We start from the raw sequence: 25,015 nt of genomic DNA, 5'->3' as shown, positions 1-25,015 counted from the left end.
TTCAAAGGTTGACATTCGTAACCATTGCGGTTACATAATTCTGTATGATTAAATCCTTTAAGCATAAGGGACTTGAAGTATTTTATTATTATGGATCAACAAGAGGCATTAGTCCCGAGCATGCAGACAAAATATCCAGAATCCTGGATCGACTGAACGCTGCAAATGACATAATTGATATGAACTTCCCAGGGTCCTACCTGCATAAGCTATCAGGAAAACTTAAGGGACAATATTCCGTCCGGGTCTCGGGAAATTGGAGAATATTTTTTAAATTCATAGATAGCGATGCTTATGTCGTTGACTATGATGATTACCATTAAAAGGTGACTATTATGATGACAATGAAAAGACAGCCATCCCATCCCGGATATATTCTGAAGAAAGATTATTTGGAACCACTAAACATTTCTATAACCAGCATGTCTGAAACACTTGGCGTATCCAGAAAAACCTTGTCAAAGATATTGAATGAACGAGGCTCAGTGACTCCTGACATGGCCCTTAGGCTCTCACGAGCCCTAAGCACGACACCAGGCTTGTGGCTCAACCTCCAGAAGAGCTACGATCTTTGGCGTGCAGAACATCTTTCCAGCGACTGGAAAGATGTACGTCCCTTGACATCACAAGTCCTGCATTCTGTCTGAAAATTATGATGGTTGTCCCACGCTCATGACGGTTACCCAAGCCTACGGCTAATTTCTGGGGCAGTCTTGGCCCATGATTTCTGAAGACTGACAAAAGAAATCTTGACAATTCAGGTAGGTTTGGACTTCTGTCAGAACATGCACGTAGTCTTGACTCCATGTATCCTCAGCCTGGACACTCAAATCATCCTGTCAAAATGCAGCTATGACTGCCTTCACCTCCACTCCAGCCGCAATAAATTTCTTGTAACTTCCCCCCAAGGCAGTGTATTGTACATCCTAAGGACAGAACTTTGGCCTGTCTCGCAGTTCTACACGCTGGACACAAGATAAAGTGCCAACTGCTGCCAATCTTGTTGGCGCAAACTTAAGAGTCAGTTCTGTTGGCAATGCTGGTAATATGCTGATATTTAACAATTTTATTGTATGGCATAGATAGTGCTTAAGTTTAAAACGGGATGTTCCTGAACAATTTTAGCTCAATTAAGGAGATACGTAATGATCAAAACCACCATTTTATCTATCTGCTTTTTTTTACTGACCGTACCGGCATTTGCTCAGCTGGTCGTCGACGGCTGTCCGATCCAGGCCTATACAAAATGCCCTGGGGTCAATTTAAGCAATGCCAACCTGGAAGGTGTCAATTTGCAGGGTGCCTACCTGAAGGGCGCCAATCTTCGAAACACCATCCTCAGAAACGCCAATCTCATTGACGTCTATTTATACGGGGCTGATCTGACCGGTGTTGATTTAACCGGCGCTGACTTAAGCAAGGCTATCTGGCCTGATGGACGGGTCTGCGCTTTCGGGTCCATTGGGCAATGCAACTGAGCGTTCTAAACATTCAACAACACACGGAGAAAGAACATGATAAAAATTTCCAGGGTGACTATTGTGACCGTGGCCCTGATGCTCTGCCTGATTTCCTTAGTCCTTTCAGGGTCGGCCTTTGCCCAGAGGTTTGTGGACAATGGGGACGGGACGGTGACGGATACGATGACGAGGCTGATGTGGACCAAGGATGCCGATCCGTTCGGCAGATTGAATTGGGAGGACGCCGTGTCCAGGTGCGAGTCTTTCAGCATCTCCGGTATTGGCGGATGGCGACTGCCGAGCATGGATGAACTTGTGGCTTTATCCCATGCAATGCAAGGCGGACATCCCTTTACCGGGATCCAGTACTCCCCCTACTGGTCCAGTACGACCGACGCGCCCCCCACGGACATCGCGTGGTTTGTGAACATGCACAACGGCACCGTATACAACTTCCTCAAGACCCGCACCTACCACGTGTGGCCGGTCCGCTCCGGACGGTGAGGTACTTTGGAGCTTGCCTGGAATTTTTGGTTGATCAACACTTTTACACTGTCTGCACCACAAGGGAAATGATAATGAAAAAACTATTCCTGACCACCTTCCTGGCCCTGGCCTTACTGTTCATGGCAACGCCCAACCTTCATGCCGCCACTGGCACCTACATCGACTGCGTCCACGGCTGCCCCGACCTGATCGACTGCAACAACTGCTGCAACGAAACGTTCAGGAGCATCCTGCGGGCCTGTGATGCTAAACGGGACCAGTGCGAAGCCCTGTGCCCTCCGGGGGACATGGATTGTCTCTTCGCATGCGTCAAGTTCAGAAGCGATTGCCTCATGCAGGACATGCGGGATTTTGACTGCCCACACTGGAAGGCAGGCGGTCCGCAGCCTGGCTTGACAATGACCAGCTGCCAATTCTGCCATTAGTGGTACTATTTACGGTGATGATATGGCAATCAGCAAAAACTGGTGGACAACCTCCAATAAAAATGGGGTACAGCAGGGTACATAATATCTATCAAGCAAAATGTACCCCAAGCCGTACCCCATAAAATATTAAGAATAAATGAACCATAGTAAACCTTAACATACTGCAATGGACATGCAATACGTTGAAATTACTTATGAGCTCTTCACCCGGGCGGCCCGAGACCGAACTTGTGAGTAACTTATACCCCTCGTTCCCAGGCTTCAGTCTGGGGACGTCTTGTTCTTGCGGCTCCAGCCGCTTCTTCAAAATGTGGCTTAAGCCACAAAAAAAGAGGTGTTCCCAGGCTGGAGCCTGGGAACAAGAAAAAATCTGGATTCCGGCTTTCGCCGGAATGACGATAAAGAGAAATAGTTTGCTTTAACCGTCACCCCGGACTTGATCCGGGGGCCAGTTTTTTTTAGTTACTTGTAAGTTTGAAAAAATGAATTGAGTTTGAAAGTGCTTTTTTCATTGACTGGTGGAGGCGGCGGGAGTCGAACCCGCGTCCAAGAATGTTCCACTCAAGGCTTCTACAGGCTTAGTCTGACTTTAAATCTCGCAATGAAGTAAGCCTCAGACAGGCATTTCAGAGCCAGTCTCAACTTGTCTTAACGTTTATCGCCTTGAGACAGGGCTATAAACGAGCAGCCTGATGGGGTGTCGTCGCTTCCATATTGCTTATCAGGCATGGGCAAAAGGAAACGTGGCTGATCTAAGCAGCCATTGCGTATTCGTTGTTTTTGGCAACTAATTGTTTGCTGCGTGTTTAACGAGGTCCCCACAGCACCTCGGCCTGCAACCTCGGCTTCAATCATCCCTGTCGAAACCGTTTCGCCCCCTTTAGATAAGATGGGTCAATTGGTTGGAAATATCATTTATAATCATTATGTACGGTCTGGCAATAAGAATTTTCAAAAAAAATTTTGAACTGGGCACAAAATTCTGCCTTAAGTTTTTCTGCCTCAATCCGATAAAGTAATTAAGCTCGCAAATGGAACTAATGGCCAAAGGAGGTACAACATGAATATCAGCAGCGTAAATAACTTTAATTTAGACACTTCAAGTGCAATTCAAAATGAAAATGCCGCAAAAGGACAGTCACGAGCTGATGAAGTAAAGGCTCTCCAGAAGTCCCGCCTTAACCGGCAAATAGTGCAGGACCCAAGTTTGGTCTCCAAGATTGTGGCTTTAGAAAGCACTATGGTCTATAACTCAAGTGCAGAACTCGTTCAGGCGGTATCAGCTTCAAGACTCGCTGATTAAAATAGTCTGGTCAACAATCCATCAACACAAACGGCTTGAAAAGGCCAAACTGAAAAGCCCCGTACCTCATTTAATGGCAAAAGTGGTACGGGCTTTTCTTTTGCAGGCTTAGACCCTTAGATGTGACAGAGGGGCTTGCTTTTCCGAGGCCCACTTGCTTATAAATAACACGTTTAAAAATATCGGTTACTAATCAAGCGGATCCCGGAGTACAAGTCTCATGCTTTCGGGAGCATAACTCGATTCTAAAAAAAGTCGATTGGGGACAGCCCGCGCAAGCCAGGATCTATTCAGCCGGTTATCTATCTTCCTGCTTAGATTTGTCTATCACCTTTTCACCTACCCTTTTGGCCAGGAAATACGAGCCAAGTAAAATCAGGGCGCTGAACACGATCCATGTATATCCTTCAAGACCTACCTCAAGATATTCCAGATATGCTCCAAACGCATAAAGAATTGAACATAAAATAGTATTCCAGGCAAGAGTACCTGCAAAGGTCATCACCACAAAGTGCCCGGCTTTCATCTTGGAAAGGCCGGCTGGAACCGACACTAAACTCCTGAAAGTAGGCAGCCAGCGGCCAAAAAAAATAATATAGTTTCCCCATCTGTCATAGTAATATTCAATATCTTCCAAGTCTGATGGCTTGAGCAAAAGCTTCTTTCCATAAGTGCTAAGAAAATGGGAAAACTTTTCATAGCCAATTATCCTTGCAAGAGCATAAATAAAAGAAGAACCAATGGTTCCTCCAGTGCTGATAATCAGGATTACCATAAATAATGAACTGTACGACCTGGCCAGCGTTTCAAACAGAACAAAAACCACAAACTCAGGTGCGGAAACAATACTTAGTAAAAAACCTATGAGATAAGAATACATACAATTTTTATTAATTTAATGAAAAGTAAAAAGTTATCAGTTGGCAGACACTTACGCAATAATTCCCTGACCACTACATTCATGATGGGGCTGCAAAAAGTCATTCTTGGTGTCACAGGGGTCAGAAGTCAGAGATCAGAGGTCAGACTTCAGAGGTCAGACTTCAGGGGTCAGATGTCAGAGATCAATGACAACAAATACTTATGCAGATTATTTTTTCCTGAATAATTTATTTCCCGACTTTCTGCAGGTACATCATTCATGACTTGATTAAGTTACTGCGGGGGCAGGTGCTACGGTCCACATGACACATGCAAAACGCTGCGCTGTTACCAACAGTCCAGCCTTGTACCTATCTTGAAAGATTGAGTATTGCAATTCATGATTTTTAAGCATAATCTTATCATATTGTAACGCTCATGCGGGCTGTGCCCGCAACCCAACTGAAAAAGGGATCGTCAGGTTGGGCTCTAAATGATTTCCTGGTGCCTGTGTAACGCTTTGGATGTGGCACTGGGACTGCCTTTTTTGCCACATATGTTGTCGGATTGTTTAAATGCTTGCTGTTCCTGAGGACAAAACTGTAATAAAGGAGTAAACATGAGTGATAAAAGACTGCATTTAAAAAAGGCTGAGCAAAGCCTGCACTTGAGTCTTAAAGAGGATGAAACCATTGATGATCAGCTCAAGCAAAAAATTCTCAGAGCCATAAGCGAGGTTCAGGGTGCCTTGGAGATTATCCGCAAAAGAGAGAGCAAAAAATATCATCACGATTCCGGAGACGATGATGATATGTGGGTTGTTTAGCAGGCCAGGTAAATACTTGCGTAAGCACCTGTTGAGGATTGACCGGATTTTGCTGATTGAAAAAAATAAAGGTATAATCCAGCTGAGGTCAACATCTGTCAGGCCTTTTTAGTAACTTACTCCTGAAACTCTGTCATAAAAAAAAGAGAATTTGAACCGCAAAGGCGCCCCGGTTGAATGGCCTTCGGGCTTGCTCTTCGAGCAATCCAACTGGGCAGGCAAAGGACTCAAAGTTAAAGAAAATAAGGAAGATATATTTTTGAAAACCGGGCATCGGTTTTCAAAAAGGCTGCCTTTTCATTTGCCGCCTGCCTTGTTAAACAGACGAAGTCACCGTCGCAGATTTACCCGGTTTAATATCCGCCATTTAACTGGGCGGGTTTAACTGGGTTCCCCGGCAAATGAAAAAACTTCTTTCTTCCTTTGCGCCCTTTGCCTGCCCGGTTTAACAACGCTGAAAGCGTTCCTGCGCAGCAGGGTTTAACTGGGCGTCTTGAGTGAGTCTTTTTACCCAGTTGAATACACGAAGTGTAGGCGCAGCCATTCAACAGGGGCGAACGGGCGGTTAAAATTTCTTTTTTGGGGTTGCGGGTACACCCCGCATTAGAGTACAAAGCTCGACAGGGAGAAGCTGTTTGCCCCCTGACGAGTTTATCTGTCGGCAAATCCTTTTCCATAACACTCTAAAACAGTACTGTAGGTCTGCGACACCAGTTTCTTCCTGGTTTTCCCAACAGTAGGAACCCGGTCAAAAAGTTCTAAATCCACCTCAATTTTATTGTACTTGAAAAGATTAATGATGTGAGGGGCAAACTTGATATTGTGATATACAACTATACTTTTGTTCTCGGCTGTCAGAGGTTTACCCTCAAGCCTGCGGTATTTGAAACACGCAGGAACAACATCGGCATCTGACCTTATGGCAGCTTCAAAAAGGGCTCCTTTGAACGGCAGGACAGATGTTCCATCAGATGTTCTGGCTTCAGGAAACAGGCCCATAAAAAAACCATGGTCCAGTACAGCTGCAATTTTATCTATTTCCTGCCTGAGCTGAGTGTACTTTCTTCTTTCCACAAATACTGTCCCCCCCAGCTTGGATATATGGCCCATAAAAAAAGTTCTTGAAAGTTCCACGGAAGAAATAAACAAGGTAGGCCTCAAAGCTGCCAGAATGAATACATCAAGATAAGACAGATGATTGGCCACGACCATGGTTTTTCCCTGAAAAGCCCGGCCATTACTGTGATCTTTGATTCTAACCTGCACACCCATAATCCATAGTAGAATCGGACTGAACATGGCTGTATTGCGACTGATCCGATCCAGCCTCTTTTTAGGGTCACGATAAAAAATCAGAGTTAGAACAGAGATAATCGTAAAAATAATTACCAGATAGATGGAGGAAATAATTTTTAGTATCTGTTTCATATAAGCTCCCTGCAATCCTTCAAAAGGTTCAAAGGCGTACTGGACAATTCTACTTTTTTCAGACTGGAGCCCGGGCACGAGGGGCGTAAGTTACATACACTTTCGATCTCGGGTGCTCCAGGATAAATCGCTAATCCACGGCAAAAATCAATAAAAAGCAATCACAAAGACGCCTGCAACCATGACTGCAGCAGCGCCCACCCTGGTTTTCAGATCCTTTTCCATAAAAAAAAGTCCTCCAATTAAAACCCCCATAATGATACTGGTGCGTTTAATGGCAATAACATAAGGAACAAGACCGATTTTAATAGCTGTCATCTGACAGACAAAGCCAGCTCCAGTGAAAAAGCCAATCAAAAGAAGAAGTGGATAGTTCCCTGACAGCTTGCCCCGCAATGATTGTCTGTTAATCAGAAGTACTACAGTCAGCCCAAGAGAAATAAAGCTCTGCACGCATACAGCCCAGAAAAAAGGAGAACTGGACATTACCCCGATTTTATCCATATTAGCTGCGATGCTCCATATAAATGCCACACCCAGCATGAGCCTGGCTCCGGGTTCGCGCGTAATTGCCTTTAAAGGACTGAATATTGTTTTTCTATGTCCAATACCAAGAAGGTAAGAACCGACAAAAATCAGAAAAACTCCCAGATATCCTGGCAATGCAGGAACATCCCCTACCATAATCGGCGAAGTAAAGAGCAGAAAAACAGGGGTAAAGCTAAGTAATGGCAGGCTGATGGACAAATCCGACATATTGATGGCCCGGATATATAACAAAGTAGCCAGTATATTCAGCCCACCGCCCACAATAAGGGCTACCCAAAACTCAGCTGGAAGATTTTCAGGAACATGGGTAAAAAAAAGCAGGGGCAAAATAAATGGCAGACTGAATACCTTCCAGACCCAGGCAATGGTGATTACATCAAAATCTTTCAGGGATTTTTTGCAAAGGCCGTCTTTGGCGGCTTCGCAAACAGCTGTCAAAAATGAAAGTATAATCCACATGTAAAAACCTTTCAGGAGTGGATAAAAACTTTCTCATTCTTGCCCAGAAGACAAAACACCTCATAAGAAATGGTATTCCACCAGAATGCCAGCTGATGAACACTTATCTCACCCAGTTCATCTCCTCCAAGCACAAAAACTTCGTCTTCAGGGCTGATATCCGGAACATGGGAGACATCCACCGCACTCATCTGCATACAGACCCGGCCCAGAACCGGCAGCATATGTCCTTTAAAAATCATCCACGACTTATTGGACAGACTTCTGGAATAATTGTCCGCATACCCACACCCAATAATTGCCACCCGCATATTTCTGGGGGCCACAAAAGTTAGTCCGTAACTTATCCCCTCACCTCTAAGCAGATTACTGACGGATAAAACCGGCGCCTTGACCCGCATGGCCTGCTTAAGGCAGTCTCCTTTTCCCTCACAGCAGGTTCCGGTAAATGGATTGCCTCCGTACAGGGCAATGCCCGGCCTTGCTATATCGCCTATGGTTTCAGGTACATTGAGAATGGCAGCTGAGTTGGCCATGGTTTTCTGATGAATGAAACCTGCCTGATTAAAAAAATCTGAAACCTCCTGCATGCACTTCCACTGCTCAATCACCTGATGATTCATCAATGGGTCATCTGCAAGGGCAAGATGAGATGAAATAATTGTCAGGTTTACTTTGGGATTGTTTTGCAAAAAATCAATCAACAGACCCACCTGATCACATTTAAAACCCAGCCTGTTCATTCCTGTATCAAACTTCAATCCCACAGGCAAAGGAGATCCATGAGGATCCATATTTGATAAAAGTTGAAGTTGTTCCCAGGAATGAATGAAAGGAATGATATTTTTCTGTCTGATTATAAGAACATCATTGTCATTCAGGGGCCCCATAAGAGAAAAAATTCCAGCCTCCGGCAGCACAGACCTTAAAATCAGGCCTTCAAAAACAGGCCCCACTGCAAAGTATCTTGCACCCTGCTTCCAAAGGGCCATGGCTACCTGCTCCATACCATGACCATAAGCGTCTGCCTTGACTACAGGCATCAAATCAACCCCTGCAGCACGCGCCAGTATCTGATAATTATCCCTGATGGACTGCAAATCTATTTCAACTTTAAGCATTGTTGCTCAACCGCCTATAGAAGACATAATTCTACTGCATATGCTTTTTTCTGAACTCCCACGCGCCCCCATTATTTCATGCCCCATTGGTTTTTGCAATCCAGCTCTTTCCAGTACTATGCGCACCCTTTCTTTACTTATTTTTTTTGACCGTAACAAAGGAAGCAGTCTGAAGTCATTGTCTGAAAAAAGACAGGTTCTAAGCCTGCCATCTGCAGTTATCCTGAACCTGTTGCAGGTTCCGCAGAAATGATTGCTAAGAGGAGATATCACCCCTATCCTGCCCTGCCCTTCAACCAGGTCATAGACAGCTGCAGGCCCATGATTCAAGCTGCTGAAAGGCGCAGGCACAATTTCAACCATATTTTGCACTTCACTTACAATATCATCGGCAGACCAGAAATGTTCCTTCTGCCAGAGAGTTTTATGACCTATGGGCATGAATTCAATAAAACGAATATCAACAGGAAGCTCCATGGCCATATTTACAAAATCAGACAATTCATCGTCATTAACGCCCTTAAGAGCCACCACATTTATTTTGACCCGTATGCCAAAATTAAGACAGCGCCTTATGCTGGCCATGACATTATCAAGACAGTCCATGCCGGTTATGCGCTGATATTTATGACGGTCCAGGCTGTCTAATGATATATTGAGCCCCTTTATTCCAATATCCTTAAGGGCTCTGATCTTGCCTGCTATCAATGTCGCATTGGTGGTCAAACGCATGTCAAGATCAGGCAAAGTGGTTTTCACCCTGTTAAGAAAATACAGAATATCCTTGCGGACAAAAGGTTCCCCACCGGTCAACCTGACCTTTTGTACATCCATTTCTGAAAAAATGCTCAGAAGATAAATCATCTCTTCATAAGACAGAATTGTCTCATGAGGCATAAACCTTGACTGACAAGGCCTGCAATAAAAACAGCGCAGATTGCATCTGTCGGTGACACTCAATCGCAGATAGCTTATAGTCCTGCCAAAGTTATCCTTTATCATGTGAATTTACTGTCTTGAGAGTTAAAAGTTATTTGTTATTTGTTATTTGTTATCTGTTATTTGTTATTTGTTAATGGCCAGGCTTAGAGCATCCACTGGTTTTCATGAAAGAAAATCCGGGCTGTTTCTTCAGCAATATCAACTGAACATGCCTTAAGCCCCACTTGCCTGCGTATTAATTCTCGCAATTGAGCCCTTTTTTCTGCGTACTGATCAATGCCGCAAACCGGGGTATAATTTACTCCAAGATCATCTACACGAGATTCATATAAGATGCCCTGATGATCACCCTTGACCTCTTTACCAAGAATAGCCTGAAAAGTTTTTCTACTGCCAAGAATATCATGACAGACAAGGTCAAACTTACATTTTCGGGACTCCACACAGGGCGCACAGGAGGGCATTGCTTGAAAAACTTCATGTCCTGTGCCATATGGTCCGGTCTCAAAACAACAAGCTGATGATAGAAAAAACGCCAGTACTTTTGTCCCTGAGTGGGCAGCGAGATGCATGGTTCCGGTATCCGGAGTCAGCACAATTTCTAAAGATTTAATAACCTCAGCCAAATCTAAAAGCGATGTCCTGCCCACAAGGTTAACCACATCACTATGCAAAGTCGAACTGATTTCCTGTTGAAATTTTCTGGCATGAGCCATTTCAGCACTGCTGCCCAGAAGATAAATTTTTTTGCCTCTGCATTTATCACGGACTGCCCTGGTCAGTCCCGCCAGGGTCGTTAAAGGTACTGATCTTCTGGAATCACGTCCGGCCATGACAACCCCTATCCCGCTACCCTGGTCTGAAGCCAGAGGATTGACTTTGGCGGGTGACAAAGGGTTTGGAGCGTATAGCCCCCAGAAATCCATAAGGTTAATGCTGCTCAGACGTCTGTGGGCACAAAGTCTGAAAAAAAGCTTGGTCCATTGATGTCTTGCTTCCTGACCATCATAATTAATATACCCACGCACTTTTTCGGGAGAGAAAAGCCTGGACAGGGCAAAATTCATCCCTGAATAATTAAGGTTTACAACCAGTTCATAGTTGGTGGCTGATAATTTACTCTTGACTTGCAGGTTGTGGCGCATAATCTCAGCAGAGCTCATCTTACCGGAACCATGGGCATGCAAGGCATGAATCTCAACTCCCGGATAAACAAGCTCAGTTAGAGCTGCCAAAGATTTATCAATACAGAGATGGACCCGGGAATGCTGCTGCAAAGACTTTACAAGCCGACTGGTCTGCAATAAATCACCAAGGCGGGCCAGTTGTATAATGAGAGTGTTGGTATTCAATGTTCCCCCTGAAGACGGCAAGCTTATCTCAAGACTCCAAAGTGGGCAACCATGACTTGCCTGTGCCGGTTTATGACAGAATACAGGAACAACATACAACCCAACTTACACAAGAATCGTTAAGTTGTTGCGATAACAGGATTTTTCAGGCTGAAGGCTGAAGGCTGAAGGCTGAAGGCTTATAGCTCAAAGCTTATAGCTGAAGGCTGAAAGATCATAGCTGGAAGTTGAAAGTTGAAGGCTGAAGAGTTTGGATCTTGTGCATTATTGCTGTAAAAAAATCTTGTTTTTTGGTACAGGATTGAAGCAGTAAGTCATTAATACAGAAGGTTTAACAGACATGCGCTATTTTCCGATTTTTCTAAATATATCTGACAAAACCTGTTTAATTGTGGGTGCGGGCAGTGTTGGGCTGAGAAAGATCAAAACTCTCATGTCGTGTTCTCCAGAGAAAGTCATCGTTATTGACCCTTTCACTGACTCACTCGACATCCAGGATCAGGACTCCAGACTGACGCACCTTAAAGAATCATTTAATGTTACTCATCTTGAGGGTTGCAGCCTGGTTTTTGCCTGTACCAATGATCCTGAAGTAAACGAAAAGGTAGCCCGGGCCTGTCAGGAAAAAAACATTCTGTGCAATGTAGCGGAAACTCCTGATCAGGGTGACTTTATTTTACCCGGTGTCTTTTCCAGGCAAGACCTGATTATTGCTGTTTCCACTTGCGGATGCAGTCCGGCCCTGACCGCAAGAATAAAGCAGGACTTAAGTGACATCTACGGACCGGAATACGCCCTCTTGACCGAACTGCTTGCAGCAGTTAGGAAAATCATCCTGCCCCTTGATTTGCCTCAGAAAAAAAACCGAGAGTATTTCCGGGCAATTGTTGATTCAGAGGCATTACCCCTTCTGAAACAGGGCAAAAGTCGGCAGCTTGCAGAGCTTTTACAGCAAATCCTGCCATCAGACACACATAACGAGGTACAAGGTGTAGTCAATGATCTCATTTAGAATTTTAGACTTTTTCATTGCCCTTCTTTACCTGACTGGAGCATTGTCATTTTTGCTGGGTCTTATTTATTCCCGCAAGAAAACCCAGGACTGGGCGGTTATTGTTACTGCTGCAGGCTTTGGACTGCATACTCTGGACCTTGTTCTCAAGTATGCACTGGGCCTGGGTCAGGTCCTGACCCATAATCAGTTTTATATCAGCCTTCTGGCCTGGTGCTTTTTGCTCTGTTATTTTTTTGTGTGGTGGAAACTTAAACTAAAATTTCTCTCCATCACTGCAGCGCCACTTGCTCTGCTCATTTTCACCGGTTCTCTTGCCATTTCACCCACCACACTGCCCGTTCCCGGTCTGTTGCAGGGGTTATGGTTCAGCCTGCATATCGGATCTTTGTTTATGAGCATGGCCCTGCTGGCCATGGCTTTTGGCGCAGGCATATCTTATTTGTATCTTGACAGGAAAATAAAAACCAAGACCAAACTGAGCAGCGTATCCAAAGATATTCCCTCACTGCAAAGCTTTGACAAGGCAAATCATATAGCTGTCATTGCCGGATTTCCTCTTTATACTGTGGGAGTATTATCAGGCTTTATCTGGGCTGCCTTCACATGGAAAACCATCTTCACCTGGGATCCCAAAGAGATCATTACCATGGTTATCTGGTTTGTATTTGCCTGGCTTTTTCATCGCAGGATATCCGGTGCCTGGCGTGGCAAAAGAACAGCTCAAATGGCCATCATTATTTTCATTCTCTCCCTTGCCTCATTTGTTGGCATCAACTTTTTTACGGAAACACATCACAGCTTAAGGCCGTAATGGAACAAAGAATATACCTTTTTGGACTCAACCACAAAACAGCTGACGTTGAGATCAGGGAAAAGTACGCCCTGTCAGGTTTCAATCCCAGAGAGCAGGCACTCATAAACAGTCAAGGTCCAGTGGGAGAAGCTCTCATTCTATCCACCTGTAACAGAGTTGAGGTGCTCTGCGTCGGCAACCATGACAGGGAAGAGGTTCAGACCAGAGTTCTTGCCACCTGGTCCAACTATTGCGGACAAAGCCAGGATGTGCTGAGAGATCATATCTACGTACATGAGGGACAAAATGCAGTCCATCATCTGTTCAGCGTAGCTTCCAGCTTAGACTCCATGGTTCTTGGCGAACCTCAAATCCTGGGCCAGCTGAAAGACGCTTACCGCAAAGCAGTAAAAGAAAAATCTGCAGGGGTGATTGTCAACCGTCTGCTGCACAAATCTTTTTCTGCAGCCAAACGTATTCGAACGGAAACAGCAGTTTCATCCAGTGCTGTCTCCATCAGCTATGCTGCAGTAGAACTGGCCAAAAAAATTTTTGGAGAACTGCAGGATCAGTCTGCCATGCTCATTGGAGCTGGTGAAATGGCAGAACTTGCCGCCATGCACCTGCTCAACAGCGGCCTGAAAACAATAATGGTGGCCAACAGAACACCTGAAAGAGCAAGGGAACTTGCTGACAAATTTCAAGGCGAATCCATGTGCATGGAAAAAATGCTGGACAACCTGCACAGGGTAGACATTGTAATCAGTTCTACCGGAGCTCAAAGCACTATCATCAATGCGTCGCAGATCAAAAACATTCTCAGGCAGAGACGGCACAGACCAATGTTTTTTATTGATATTGCCGTACCCAGAGATATTGATCCCGATGTCAATTCACTCGACAGTGTCTATCTCTACGATATTGACGATCTCAGAGAAGTGGTGGAGGAAAACCTGGCCGGCAGAAGAGAAGAGGCAGCTAGGGCCATGGATATTGTAAAAGAGGAAGCTGACAAGTTTGAACAATGGCTTCAATCTCTGGACCTGAGTCCCACCATTGTGGACATGCTCAACCATGGTGAAAGTATTGCCCGCAAAGAGCTCAAAAAATCTTTACGCAGCCTTGGGCCTGATGTGGATGAGCAAACCAGGGCTGCCATGGAGCAGCTTAGCCAGTCCTTAGTCAAAAAACTGTATCATGCACCTATAGTGTTTCTCAAGAGAAGATCAAGAGAAGAAGGATCTGCAGAAAAATTCATTGATCTGGCGAGAAGATTCTTCAACCTCGATGACGAGAACATCCCCCCCGACACTCATCAAAACAGGAAAAGGAATTAAAACATGCGCTCTTACCTTGTGGAAGAAATAAACAGCCAGGATATGGCAAAAATACTGGACAGCATCAGTCAAAAAGCTTTGAAACGCCCAGTGGAAGGACTTTATTGGATGATGGTGCCCCAAGACCTTCTCACTGATGAGCAGAAGGCGCATGCCGGGCAATGCGGACCCCATTATATGGCCGTTGAAGTTGGGGATGACTGGATAAAACTTGAACTCCTGGTCAGATGTGAGAAAATTATCCGCTGTGACTGCATATCATACGCCACCAATGAACAGCGCGAAACTATGATTAACTTCATTGATCAGCTCATCAGAAATCAGGATGTCAGGGTATGATAGCCACTTACAAGTAACTAAAACCAAATAAGCAATAAATTCAAAGCATTATGGTTTTGCCATACAGATTGCTTCGGTCGCTTAGGCACCCTCGTGGGTGACAGATTTACAGCAACCACATCCCTGACAGCTCAGCTGTCATTGCGAGCGAGTCTTCGAGCGCGGCAATCTCTAACGTGTTAAGGCTGTTTCAAGTTTTTACGATTTTTGCTTATGATTGATGCACATTTGCCTGAAAAGTTCCGTCAAAGATGGGAGCTTTTTGCCTGGCACAGGGACTGTCCCTCGCTGTGTAAATTTTGTCATCAAAGCAAATCTCTTCCAGGAACCAATGCAGTATCAATCTTTTTTATAGTACCTCGCGGGGACTGTCCCAATTTCCAGAAAAGTGACAGACTCTTAAAGTTTCTCTTAGGTTCGGTCCCAGGCCGCCCGGGTGAAGAGCTTCTAAGTAACTAGAATCATATTGACAATAAAATCAAATACTTTCAAATTTCAGTATATTTGCTCTTGTTCCCAGGCTCCAGCCTGCGAACACCTCTTTTTTTTGTGGCTCCAGCCACATTTTGAAGAAGCGGCTGGAGCCGCAAGAACTAAACGTTCCCAGGCTGGAGCCTGGGAACGAGGGGTATAAGTTACTCGCGGATTAGGTCCCGGGCCGCCCGGGTTAGGAACTTACAAGTAACTTGAATCGTTATGCTAATAAAATCAGATGGTTATAATTTTCATATTTTGACGATTTTTGCTTTGATTGATGCACATTTGCCTGAAAAATTCCGTCAAAGATGGGAACATTGCACCTAGCACAGGGACTGTCCCTCGCTGTGTAAATTTTATCATTTAAGCCAATTTCTTCCAGGAACCAATGCAGCATCAATCTTTTTTATAGTACCTCGCGGGGACTGTCCCAATTTCCAGAAAAGTGACAGTATCCTAAAGTTACTCAAAGTTTCGGTCCCGGGCCGCCCGGGTGAGGAGAGTTAAGTTTGGGCGATAACCTTACTTTTTAGGCTGAAGGCTGAAGAACAAGGATCGTAGGCATCATTGCTCTTTCAAGGTTATAAAAATTTCTTGTTACCACTCGTTCCCAGACTCCAGTTTGGGAACAATATGCAAACTCACCTAATAGATCATCATAGATTATGCTTGACCCTTTTTCCAACCCGTAATAAAGCCCGGCAATACAATCATTGCTTACTATAGAGGGATCAGGCATGCAAAAAAATACTCACTCCAAAAAACGAAAAAAACCACCCCAATATCCATCTCACCGCTATCCCTTATTACTACCAATAAAATTTACGTAATTGTTTAGACCTTAGCCCTCGGACCTCAGACTTTAGACCTCAGACTTAAGACTTTGGACTTTAGACTTCAGTCTTCAGCCTTCAGCCTTCAGCCTTCAGTCTTCAGTCTTCAGTCTTTGGCCTTAAGTCATCAGCCCAGGACTTATTAACATTAAACCTTTTATTCCACGAGGTTAAAATAATGCAAGAGTGGATCACACAACTCCAGAACATTGTAAATAACGTAGACAAACTGAAAAAATACATTAATCTGTCACCCCAGGAAGAGGAAGCAGTCACATCCATGAAAACCAAATGGGGAACAACACCCTACTTTGCTTCCCTTATGGATTCTGATGATCCCGACTGTCCCATTCGTAAGCAGGTTATCCCCAACAGGCTCGAACAGCAGAACTGCTACGGTCTTCAGGACTATCTGATTTTCAAGGAAAACAGGGCTGTAGGCGAAAAGCGCCCTGATTGTATCGCCAGACAGTATTACGATCGCATCGCATTTACTGTAACCGATATTTGCGCCAACTATTGCAGACACTGTTTTCGCAAGGAACTGGTAGTTGATCAGGAGCTGAGCCTGAGGTTTGACCTGAATGAAGGACTGGACTGGATAAGAGAACATACAGAAATACGCGACGTGCTCATCACCGGGGGAGATCCCTTTATTCTGTCAGACGAAAAGCTGGACCGGATCATAACTGAGCTGCGCCGTATTCCGCATGTACAGATGATTCGCTTCGGGACCAGAATACCCATTGTGCTGCCTCAACGCATAACTCCCGGACTCATGGAAATTCTGGGGGATTTTCACAGAGTTCCCATCTGGATCAATACCCAGTGCAACCATCCCAAAGAAATTTCAGACCAGACTGCAGAGGCAGTATTCAACCTCCTCAAGTGCGGAGTTAATGTCGGAAACCAGGCCGTCCTGCTCAAAGGTATCAATGATGATGTGGATACCTTCAGAGACTTGCATCAGAAACTGCTTTCAGTTAGAATAAGACCATATTATCTGTTTTATTGTGAACCAGCACCTGGAATTGATCATTTCAGAACACCAGTGGAAAGAGGAGCAGAACTTATCAGGGATGCTCTAAGAGGCCATACAACAGGACTTTCCCAGCCAATGTATGTTATTGCCACAAACATTGGTAAAATTCCGCTTATGCCGGACTATTATATTCACGACAAAAACGATAAAGAATATATTTTGAGAAATTACAAGGGCCAGACCACTACTTTACCGGTTATCAAAGATTAATCTCTTCCTGGCTTTGAAAATTATCTAACAGCTCTTTAGGTCAAGTATTAAGTGGAGCCGGTATCCAGCCGGCTCTACTTCAGATAGATCTGCCAGGGTGGAGAATACCCTTTTCAAAACCCTAATGCGGGCTGTGCCCACAACCAAGTTATCTGTTATTTGTTATCAGGGTAAGGCAGTAATTTCAGTCTTTAGTTCTTCAACAATTAACCATTAACTTACAAGCAACTAAAACCAAATTAGCAATAAAATCAAAGCATTATGGTTTTACCATACAGATTGCTTCGGTCGCTTAGGCTCCCTCGAGGGTGACAGGTTTTCAGCAACTACATCCCTGACAGCTCAGGTGTCATTGCGAGCGAGTCTTCGAGCGCGGCAATCTCAAACGTGCTAAGGCTTTTTTTTGTTACTCACAGATTCGGTCCCGAGCCGCCCGGGTGGGGAGCTAATAACAATTAACCATTAACTGATAACTGATAACAATTAACTGATAACAATTTCTTGTTTTTTTTTACAGGATTGAACGGTAAATTACTAAACTGTTCTGAACCCGGAAACATGTGCCTTATACCAGGCAACAACCTTATGCAACACCCTGAAACTTCGTCACCCATCTTTTATGTTTTCCCGCTGAATTTGCTCCCAGTGGCCTGCAAGGTTCACCAGCATTGTTTTCCCTTATATAAAATCATCCCTGACTACCAGCATGACCATGAGCATGGCGCTTATGCGTTTCATTCAGGGGAACCTGCCAACATATTTCCCATTTTATGGAAATAAAGGAGTACCAAAGTGCAATTGGAAGAAGTTGAAAAGCTCATTCAAGAAACAGATTCCACGGAAATCATTTTCACAGATCTTAACGGAAGAATCAGGCGATTGCCTGTCAATCCCAAGAACATCACTGCAATAGTTCAGGACGGTATTGGATTTGACGGCAGTTCGGTCTCAGGCATTGCCACAGTGGATAAAAGCGACAGAATGCTTATCCCCGTCCTGGAAAGCCTGAAAAAAATTCAGTTCAAAGACAAGCAAACATCTCTTTTTGTCGGCACCATCCATAATGAACAAAAAGAAAGAGCCAGCACTGACCCCCGCCTTATCCTGGAGAATGCTGTCCAGGAGGCCTGGGATGATTTTGGAGTTCAGTTTATGGCCAGTCCTGAATATGAGTTCTTTCTCTTTAACAAAGACGAATACTCCAAAAATCTCAACACTGACAATGCAGGCTATTGTGATGCAGACCCCAGGGATCGCGGAGAAAATGTACGTAATCACATCATTGATATTCTGGCAGACTGTGACATCCCTTTTGAAAAGGCCCACCATGAAGTCAGTCCGTCCCAGCATGAAATAAATTTCGAATGTTCACCTCCACTGGTGGCATCTGACCGCACACTGCTTTTCAATTATGTTTCTCATATGGTAGCTTCGGAGCACGGCTTCCACGCCAGCTTCATGCCCAAACCTTTTGACAAACAGAACAGAAATGCTCTGCACATCCACTTGTCCATGCAGGATAAAGAGGGTAATAATGTATTTTATGACAGCGACAACGAATATGGCATCAGTGCCCTCGCCATGCAATTTATCTCAGGCATCCTGAAATACGCCCGGCAAACTTCCATTTTAATGGCTTCCACTTTCAATTCATATAAAGCGTATGTCATTGAACGGGAAGCTCCGGTAGTAGTGGGCTGGGGGCCTAGAAACAGAACCTCCATGGTAAGAATACCGTATGCCACTTCACCTGAAGGAACCAGACTGGAACTTAGAAGTCCAGATCCTGCCGGCAACATCTATATTCAAATGGCTGCACTGATAAAAATGGGCGTGCAGGGTATGAGGGAAAAATTGTCCTGCCCTAATCCAGATATTGGCAAAGCCTATTTTCAATCTCTAGAAAAAAAGGTCTGGGATGAACGTTTTCTGCCCAAATCCATGTTTGAAGCTCTGATTGAGGCTGAAAGAAGCTCATTTTTAAAAGATATGCTCGGTCATAAAATGTATGAAAACCTGATGCGCATAAAAACAGCCGAATGGGAAGATCATCGAACCCACGTCACCCAGAGAGAATTTGACAAATATCTGCATATATAAACGGCTTGGAATTATCCGGAATTCCATTTATCAGGCTAAACCAGATAAACGATTCCGGTCTAAACTGATACGTTTTATTGTAATAGTTTAGCCCTTTTCTAAGGAAAGCAGGGGACAGGCACCCCAGTCCTTGTTTTTTGTTGATGTAAAACACAGACTTAATAAAACAAGGGCTGGGAGAGCCAGTCCCCCTCCGGGCTGTATGCCTCCGGGCAGGAAGCCGTGCCACATGCAAATGGCTAAACTGATACGTTTTATTTAGTTTCCATCCGGAAAGTCTTTCTTTCCGGATGTTGAAGCTATTGGTTTTCTTTACGGAAACGATGAGTTTTTTCTTTTAGCAAGGAAATCAAGAAATTGTTTGGAGGCGTATCTTAATACGTTGACGAATAATTGTGCAGATTGACGCTGATAGAAGGAAAAAGAACTGTTTCCGGATGAAAACTATTTAAGGCAAATTATGGGACTTGTTAATGTAGAAGACATAAAACCCGGCATGGTGCTCAAGGAGGATATCCGTGATCACCATGGCCGTTTTCTTCTGGGCAGTGATCTGACCATTGAAGAAAAGCACCTGCGAATATTCAAGATATGGGGCATCAGTCAGGTCAATGTTCACGAAAGTCAGGAACAAGAGAGTTCTGGCAGATATGACCCGGACACTCTAAAAAATATACGCGATGATATTCTCCTTAAGTTTCCTGAATATAACCCCGGAAACAGACTGCACAAAACCCTGCTTAAAATCTTTACAGTCAGCAGGTGTGCCACGAGTGATGACCCCATAAAACCTATACCTGAGAATCTCAAGACAGATAAGCTGCCCCCTGAACCTTCCAGCCTGGCTGATGCCTGTGCAAAAATCAAAGATGAAGTGCAGCTCATGTCCCTGCCCCGGATATTTTTCCTCATTCAGGAAGCCATTAAGGACCCAAGAACCTCATCACGACATATAGGAGATATCATCAGCAAGGACCAGGCCCTGACTGCCAAGCTTCTCAAACTGGTAAACAGTGCATTTTACGGCTTTCCTTCCAGAATAGATACCATCAGCAGGGCAGTTACCATCATTGGAACAAGACAACTTAGCACCCTTGCTCTCGGCCTGAGCGTAATTTCCCGTTTCAAAAACATCTCTCCTGATCTCATGAATATGGAATCTTTCTGGAAACACAGTATTGCCTGCGCTATCGCGGCCAAAACACTGGCAGGTCTGCGCAAATTTCCCAATGCTGAAAGCTTTTTTGTCTGCGGTTTGCTGCATGATATTGGCAAACTGGTCATGATCAGCTACTACCCGGAAGAATATCGTTTCGCCCTTCAAACAAGCATGAATAATAAGCTCAGACTTTCCAGGGCAGAAAAAATATACTTCAAAAACCATCATTCCACAGTGGGTGCTCTTATGGCCAAAACCTGGAAACTGCCCCTCAAGATTGAACAGGCAATCCGTTATCATGACACTCCATCACGCTCCCAGTTTCAATCAGAAACAACTCTGGTCCACATGGCAAATATTCTAACTATAGGATGTGATATTGGATGCGCCGGAGAAACCCTTATACCGACTCCTGACATAAATGCCTGGGAAAAAACAGCCATCAGCTTAGACAACCTGAATCCGGCTCTCAGATTTACCCGTTCCCAGGTAGACAACATTTACCGACTGCTGTTTGCCGATGCATAGTAAAATAATTGACCACTCTTACAAGCCTCAGGAAAATTCCATTGAGGAACTCAAAAACAGGATAAACCATCTTGAGGAAATAAATCGTTTCACTCTCGATGCCCTGGAACTGGCAGCTTCCCTTATGGATTTTCAGCCAGGCATCAGCAACCTGGACACTGCTGCTGTAATCTTAGAAGAAACCTGTTCCAAGGTTGCAAGGCTTATGGATTTTAAATGCATGGCCATTTATCTCGTTAATGAAGAAGACAGCGACTTCAACCTGTCCTTTTGTCAACCCATGGAGTGCAGGAACAATATTGAACAGGAAGTAGACCATCTCATTGAACAGGGTTTTTTTGCCTGGGCCATGCGCGAAAAACATCCATTGCGTCTCGCCTCTTCCATGAATTTCAGTCGGCATATAGTACTCAATGTCATGTCCACCAGTTCCAGGGTGCGGGGAATGTTTGTGGGTTTTCTGCAGGGTGATTCCTCTACTGTGCCCGATGTATCATGGTCTTTGCTGAACATTGTCATGATCAGCAGCGCCAATGCCCTTGAGAGCTTTGAACTTTACAAGATTTTCAAGGAAGCCAATGTCGAGTTGAAGAAATCCGTCATGAAAAGAACCAGGCAGCTGGAAGTGCAATCCACTCACGACCAGCTGACTCACCTGCCCAATAGAGACATGATTTTCAAAAAACTGGAACAACTCATCCGCAAATACAATGCTGCAGAGCCATCAGAGAACAACAGGGCCGCTTTTCTGCTTATTGACCTGGATATGTTTAAGGAGGTTAATGAGGCTCTGGGTCATGAGGTTGGCGACAAACTACTGATACAGGTTGGATTCAGGCTCTTAGAAATCGTTAAGAATCAGGAAAGTATCGGGCGCCTCGGCGGTGATGAGTTTGCCATTATCCTGACTGGCCCCAAGTGCAGGGATGAAGCCTTGCTCACTGCCAGAAATATCATAAAGAGCATGCGCACTCCCTTCAATGTGTCCAATGAATCATTAGTGCTGGATGTCAGCATGGGCATAGCCATGTATCCTGATCACGGCACAAATCTAAGTCAGATTCTGAGCAAGGCTGATGTGGCCATGTATGCCTCCAAAAGAAGAAAAACCGGCTACACCCTTTACAGCAATAAACTTGAATCTTCGGGCATAAACCGGCTAAGCCTTATGGGTGAGCTGAAAAAAAGCTTGGATAATGACGAGCTGACTCTATACTATCAACCCAAAATAAGGCTGGACAATGAAAAGGTATGCGGGGCTGAAGCTCTTATTCGCTGGATTCACCCTTCAAGAGGCTTTATACCCCCTGATGAATTCATACCCCTGGCTGAACAGGGTGGTTTGATCAGGGAGCTGACCTCCAGGGTAATCAGCATGGCTGTCAATCAGATCAGGCAATGGGCGGATCAGGGGCTAAGCATTCCCCTGAGCGTAAACCTTTCTGTGCGGGACCTGCAGGAAAGCTCCCTGCCTGAAAAGGTATTTCTGACTCTGCAAAACCAGGCGGTTCACCCGAAAATGCTTGAGATGGAAATCACTGAAAGCGCTTTTGTCACAGCTCCGGAAAAGGTTAAATGGGTACTCAATGCCTTGAATGAAACCGGAGTTATTCTTAGCATTGATGACTTTGGAACAGGCTATTCATCCATTGCCTATCTCAAGGATCTGCCGGTTAAAATCTTGAAAATTGATCGTTCTTTTGTCATGAAAATGCACAAGGAGCGCGATGATGCTGTAATCGTCAAATCCATCATTGATCTGGGTCATAACCTCGGCCTCAAGACTGTGGCCGAGGGTGTTGAAAATGATGAAATACTCAGCATGCTCAAAAATTTGGGCTGCGATATGGCCCAGGGATATCATATAATGAAACCTGCTCCGCCTGATGCTTTCACAGCCTGGGTCAAAGGTCGCCACGAGACCTGATCAATCCATATTTTTTTAATTTATACTGCAGAGTTCTCCTGCTGATACCGAGGCTTTGAGCTGTTTTTTCCCTGTGACCATGGTGCTTTTCCAAGGCCTCAACCAGGGCCTTTTTTTCAGCTTTTTCCACATAATCATCCATGACAGGTTTATCAAGCTCTTCTTGAACCGGTCCTAACTTTGAGGCAGCAAAGAGCCCCGGAGGCAAATCAGCAGGCTGAAGTACTTCCGACCGTGATAAAATGATGGCCCTTTCCAGAACATTTTCAAGCTCACGTACATTTCCCGGCCAGGAATAATCATGCAGAGCGTTTATAAACTGTCTGTCCACCTTTTGGGGTTCTTTGCGATTTTTTTTTCCAAGGACTTTAATCAAGTGGTTTACCAGAAGCGGCAGGTCATCAAGACGATCTCGCAGGGGAGGTATTAAAATCTCTACAACGTTGAGCCTGAAGTACAAATCCTGTCTGAACTTTCCTTCCCGGGACTCCTCAAGTAAATCCCTGTTTGTAGCGGCAACAAGTCGCACATCCACTTTTTCTTCAGCTACAGCTCCTAGAGGTTCAACCACCCTTTCCTGCAAAGCCCGCAAAAGTTTGGCCTGAAGATGCAATGGTAACTCTGCGATTTCGTCCAGAAAAAGAGTGCCTTTTTCCGCCAGCTGAAACCTTCCGGGCTTATCCTTAACAGCTCCGGTAAAAGCTCCTTTACGATAGCCAAAAAGCTCTGACTCCAGAAGTTCCGATGGCAATGCGGCGCAATTCACCTTGATGAGAGGCCCGTTTTTACGCGCGCTTATTTCATGAATGGCTCTGGCAATAAGTTCCTTGCCTGTACCCGACTCACCAAGAATAAGCACATTGGCCTCTGTGGGGCCAACCTGAGTCACCAAATTCATGACCTCGCGCATGGCCTTGCTTTGCCCGATAATATTGACCTTTTGCTGCAGAGATGTACCTTTGCTTTGAAAGCTGCTGCTATCTCCGGTCACCAGTCTGAACTCATAAGCCTGGTTTACCAGAGCCTTAAGCTCATCAATGTCCGCTGGCTTGGTAAGATAATCAAATGCGCCAGCCTTCATAGCTTCAACCGCTGTCCCCACACTGCCAAAAGCGGTCAGCATTATTACCGGCCCAACCCCTCGGAATGTCTGAATCTGCTGCAAGGTACTCATACCATCCAATACCGGCATTTTCATATCCAGAAGAATCACATCCGCCTGTTTATGATGAAGATGATCAAGGCATTGCTGTCCGTTTTCAGCTTCCAGCACATCATAGCCTTCATCTTCCATCACAGCCCTGATCATCTGTCTGTGACCAGCCTCATCATCCACAACCATCAGTACTGGTTTACTGCTCATGTATATCCTTCTAATGCTGGCTTTGCTCACAATCCAGTTATCTGTTAATTGTTAATTGTGCAACTTCTCAAAAACTCCGGGCAGTATTCCTGGATTCCGACTTCCGCCAGTAACATCACAATGCAACGACATGTTTTCATTCGCATGTTGCTGTTCTCAGAAACCCTGGGTACAAACCTTAGAGCTGCCTTTTTGATGGCAAAACAGGCATTCTAAGGCTGAAAAAGAATCACAATCAAGACTTTTTCTGTTTTAAATCAATGAGTTGACTCGGTCCGACCCCGGACCCAACCGGACCCAATGACTTGGTTAGGTCCGACCCCATAAGAACGGGGACTGTCCCAATTTTCAGAAAAGTGACAGACTCGTTAAGTTACTCACAGGTTCGGTCCCGGTCCGCCCGGGTGAAGAGCTTACAAGTAACTACAATCGTTTTGCTAATAAAATCAAATGCTTACAGCTTTCACATTTTCACGATTTTTGCTTATGATTGATGCACATTTGCCAGAAAAGCTCCGTCAAAGATGGGAACTTTGCGCCTGGCACAGGGACTGTCCCTCGCTGTGTCAATTTTTCCATTAAAACAAATCTCTACCAGAAACCAATGCAGCATCAATCTTTATTATAGTACCTCGCGGGGACTGTCCCAATGTCCA

The 25,015-nt window shown here is 44.8% G+C and carries 23 protein-coding genes and 1 other RNA gene; 14 read left to right on the top strand and 10 right to left on the bottom strand.

Annotated elements, in window-relative coordinates; genetic code table 11:
• The first annotated feature begins 44 nt into the window (after window positions 1-44).
• From LZ23_RS16205 to LZ23_RS16190, 4 genes are all read left to right on the top strand, one after another.
• Window positions 45-323 (top strand): type II toxin-antitoxin system RelE/ParE family toxin, encoded by a 279-nt coding sequence (locus LZ23_RS16205; protein WP_045211767.1) that lies wholly within the window; start codon window positions 45-47, stop codon window positions 321-323.
• Window positions 324-335: 12 nt separating this feature from the next.
• Entirely contained in the window at window positions 336-647 is a 312-nt protein-coding gene (locus LZ23_RS16200; protein ID WP_198146024.1) for a HigA family addiction module antitoxin, read from the top strand.
• 498 nt (window positions 648-1,145) lie between these two features.
• On the top strand, window positions 1,146-1,478 hold the full coding sequence (locus LZ23_RS16195; RefSeq protein ID WP_052507451.1) for a pentapeptide repeat-containing protein: 333 nt from the start codon (window positions 1,146-1,148) through the stop codon (window positions 1,476-1,478).
• A gap of 36 nt (window positions 1,479-1,514) precedes the next feature.
• Entirely contained in the window at window positions 1,515-1,964 is a 450-nt protein-coding gene (locus LZ23_RS16190; RefSeq protein ID WP_045215849.1) for an Lcl C-terminal domain-containing protein, read from the top strand.
• 113 nt (window positions 1,965-2,077) lie between these two features.
• On the opposite strand, the gene LZ23_RS16185 is transcribed toward LZ23_RS16190, so the two are convergent.
• Together LZ23_RS16185 and ssrA are read right to left on the bottom strand one after the other, a co-directional pair.
• On the bottom strand, window positions 2,078-2,389 hold the full coding sequence (locus tag LZ23_RS16185; RefSeq protein WP_045215846.1) for a hypothetical protein: 312 nt from the start codon (window positions 2,387-2,389) through the stop codon (window positions 2,078-2,080).
• A gap of 522 nt (window positions 2,390-2,911) precedes the next feature.
• Window positions 2,912-3,274, bottom strand: a transfer-messenger RNA (tmRNA) gene (gene ssrA / locus LZ23_RS23655).
• Between the two features lie 181 nt (window positions 3,275-3,455).
• On the opposite strand from ssrA, the gene LZ23_RS16180 reads away from it, so the two are divergent.
• Complete coding sequence (locus tag LZ23_RS16180) at window positions 3,456-3,698, top strand: hypothetical protein (RefSeq protein WP_052507450.1); 243 nt, start codon at window positions 3,456-3,458, stop codon at window positions 3,696-3,698.
• Window positions 3,699-3,996: 298 nt separating this feature from the next.
• Here LZ23_RS16180 and LZ23_RS16175 read toward each other — a convergent pair whose 3' ends face one another.
• Window positions 3,997-4,578 carry a DedA family protein gene (locus LZ23_RS16175; protein WP_052507449.1) on the bottom strand — a complete coding sequence of 194 codons (582 nt, stop codon included), beginning with the start codon at window positions 4,576-4,578 and terminating at the stop codon, window positions 3,997-3,999.
• A 600-nt stretch (window positions 4,579-5,178) separates the two neighbouring features.
• Here LZ23_RS16175 and LZ23_RS16165 point away from each other — a divergent pair.
• Window positions 5,179-5,385: a hypothetical protein gene (locus LZ23_RS16165; protein ID WP_045215842.1), complete on the top strand. Its 207-nt coding sequence runs from the start codon at window positions 5,179-5,181 to the stop codon at window positions 5,383-5,385.
• Between the two features lie 651 nt (window positions 5,386-6,036).
• Here the strand turns inward: LZ23_RS16165 and LZ23_RS16155 are convergent.
• The 5 genes from LZ23_RS16155 to LZ23_RS16135 all read right to left on the bottom strand — a co-directional run bounded on the left by LZ23_RS16155 (window position 6,037) and on the right by LZ23_RS16135 (window position 11,236).
• A complete protein-coding gene (locus LZ23_RS16155; protein WP_157493278.1) occupies window positions 6,037-6,813 on the bottom strand; it encodes a 1-acyl-sn-glycerol-3-phosphate acyltransferase in 777 nt (258 codons plus the stop codon).
• Between the two features lie 147 nt (window positions 6,814-6,960).
• A complete protein-coding gene (locus LZ23_RS16150; RefSeq protein WP_045215836.1) occupies window positions 6,961-7,821 on the bottom strand; it encodes an EamA family transporter in 861 nt (286 codons plus the stop codon).
• Window positions 7,822-7,832: 11 nt separating this feature from the next.
• Window positions 7,833-8,942, bottom strand: coding sequence for an alanine racemase (alr, locus tag LZ23_RS16145; protein WP_045215835.1), 1,110 nt, complete (start codon window positions 8,940-8,942; stop codon window positions 7,833-7,835).
• 6 nt (window positions 8,943-8,948) lie between these two features.
• Window positions 8,949-9,944, bottom strand: a complete 996-nt coding sequence (gene moaA / locus LZ23_RS16140) for a GTP 3',8-cyclase MoaA (RefSeq protein ID WP_045215833.1) — start codon at window positions 9,942-9,944, stop codon at window positions 8,949-8,951.
• 83 nt (window positions 9,945-10,027) lie between these two features.
• Window positions 10,028-11,236, bottom strand: a complete 1,209-nt coding sequence (locus LZ23_RS16135) for a glycosyltransferase family 9 protein (protein ID WP_045215832.1) — start codon at window positions 11,234-11,236, stop codon at window positions 10,028-10,030.
• A 340-nt stretch (window positions 11,237-11,576) separates the two neighbouring features.
• Between LZ23_RS16135 and LZ23_RS16130 the strand changes: the two genes are divergently transcribed.
• From LZ23_RS16130 to LZ23_RS16115, 4 genes are read left to right on the top strand one after another with little or no spacing between them, the layout of a single operon-like run.
• Window positions 11,577-12,248: a precorrin-2 dehydrogenase/sirohydrochlorin ferrochelatase family protein gene (locus LZ23_RS16130; RefSeq protein WP_045215830.1), complete on the top strand. Its 672-nt coding sequence runs from the start codon at window positions 11,577-11,579 to the stop codon at window positions 12,246-12,248.
• On the top strand, window positions 12,235-13,062 hold the full coding sequence (ccsA, locus tag LZ23_RS16125) for a cytochrome c biogenesis protein CcsA (protein ID WP_045215829.1): 828 nt from the start codon (window positions 12,235-12,237) through the stop codon (window positions 13,060-13,062). Before LZ23_RS16130 ends, ccsA begins: the two co-directional genes overlap by 14 nt.
• The gene (hemA, locus tag LZ23_RS16120) at window positions 13,062-14,381 is read left to right on the top strand and encodes a glutamyl-tRNA reductase (protein WP_045215827.1); all 1,320 of its coding nucleotides are present in this window, start codon (window positions 13,062-13,064) and stop codon (window positions 14,379-14,381) included. The genes ccsA and hemA overlap by 1 nt, the downstream gene beginning before the upstream one ends.
• A 3-nt stretch (window positions 14,382-14,384) precedes the next feature.
• On the top strand, window positions 14,385-14,720 hold the full coding sequence (locus LZ23_RS16115; protein WP_045215825.1) for a hypothetical protein: 336 nt from the start codon (window positions 14,385-14,387) through the stop codon (window positions 14,718-14,720).
• A 1,006-nt stretch (window positions 14,721-15,726) separates the two neighbouring features.
• Here LZ23_RS16115 and LZ23_RS16105 read toward each other — a convergent pair.
• Entirely contained in the window at window positions 15,727-15,936 is a 210-nt protein-coding gene (locus tag LZ23_RS16105; RefSeq protein WP_045215821.1) for a hypothetical protein, read from the bottom strand.
• A 272-nt stretch (window positions 15,937-16,208) separates the two neighbouring features.
• Between LZ23_RS16105 and LZ23_RS16100 the strand changes: the two genes are divergently transcribed.
• From LZ23_RS16100 to LZ23_RS16080, 4 genes are all read left to right on the top strand, one after another.
• Complete coding sequence (locus LZ23_RS16100) at window positions 16,209-17,282, top strand: KamA family radical SAM protein (RefSeq protein ID WP_045215820.1); 1,074 nt, start codon at window positions 16,209-16,211, stop codon at window positions 17,280-17,282.
• 792 nt (window positions 17,283-18,074) lie between these two features.
• Complete coding sequence (locus tag LZ23_RS16090) at window positions 18,075-19,382, top strand: glutamine synthetase family protein (protein WP_084591106.1); 1,308 nt, start codon at window positions 18,075-18,077, stop codon at window positions 19,380-19,382.
• Window positions 19,383-19,842: 460 nt separating this feature from the next.
• Window positions 19,843-21,069 (top strand): HDOD domain-containing protein, encoded by a 1,227-nt coding sequence (locus tag LZ23_RS16085; protein ID WP_045215816.1) that lies wholly within the window; start codon window positions 19,843-19,845, stop codon window positions 21,067-21,069.
• A complete protein-coding gene (locus LZ23_RS16080) occupies window positions 21,062-22,996 on the top strand; it encodes a putative bifunctional diguanylate cyclase/phosphodiesterase (RefSeq protein ID WP_052507448.1) in 1,935 nt (644 codons plus the stop codon). The genes LZ23_RS16085 and LZ23_RS16080 overlap by 8 nt, the downstream gene beginning before the upstream one ends.
• On the opposite strand, the gene LZ23_RS16075 is transcribed toward LZ23_RS16080, so the two are convergent.
• Complete coding sequence (locus LZ23_RS16075; RefSeq protein WP_045215814.1) at window positions 22,974-24,359, bottom strand: sigma-54-dependent transcriptional regulator; 1,386 nt, start codon at window positions 24,357-24,359, stop codon at window positions 22,974-22,976. The two genes, LZ23_RS16080 and LZ23_RS16075, sit on opposite strands and share 23 nt — an antisense overlap.
• Window positions 24,360-25,015 lie beyond the last annotated feature (656 nt).

Source organism: Desulfonatronovibrio magnus, from assembly GCF_000934755.1.
In the GTDB taxonomy this organism is placed as follows: Bacteria; Desulfobacterota; Desulfovibrionia; order Desulfovibrionales; family Desulfonatronovibrionaceae; genus Desulfonatronovibrio; species Desulfonatronovibrio magnus.
This window is presented reverse-complemented; position numbering and strand designations above follow the sequence as displayed.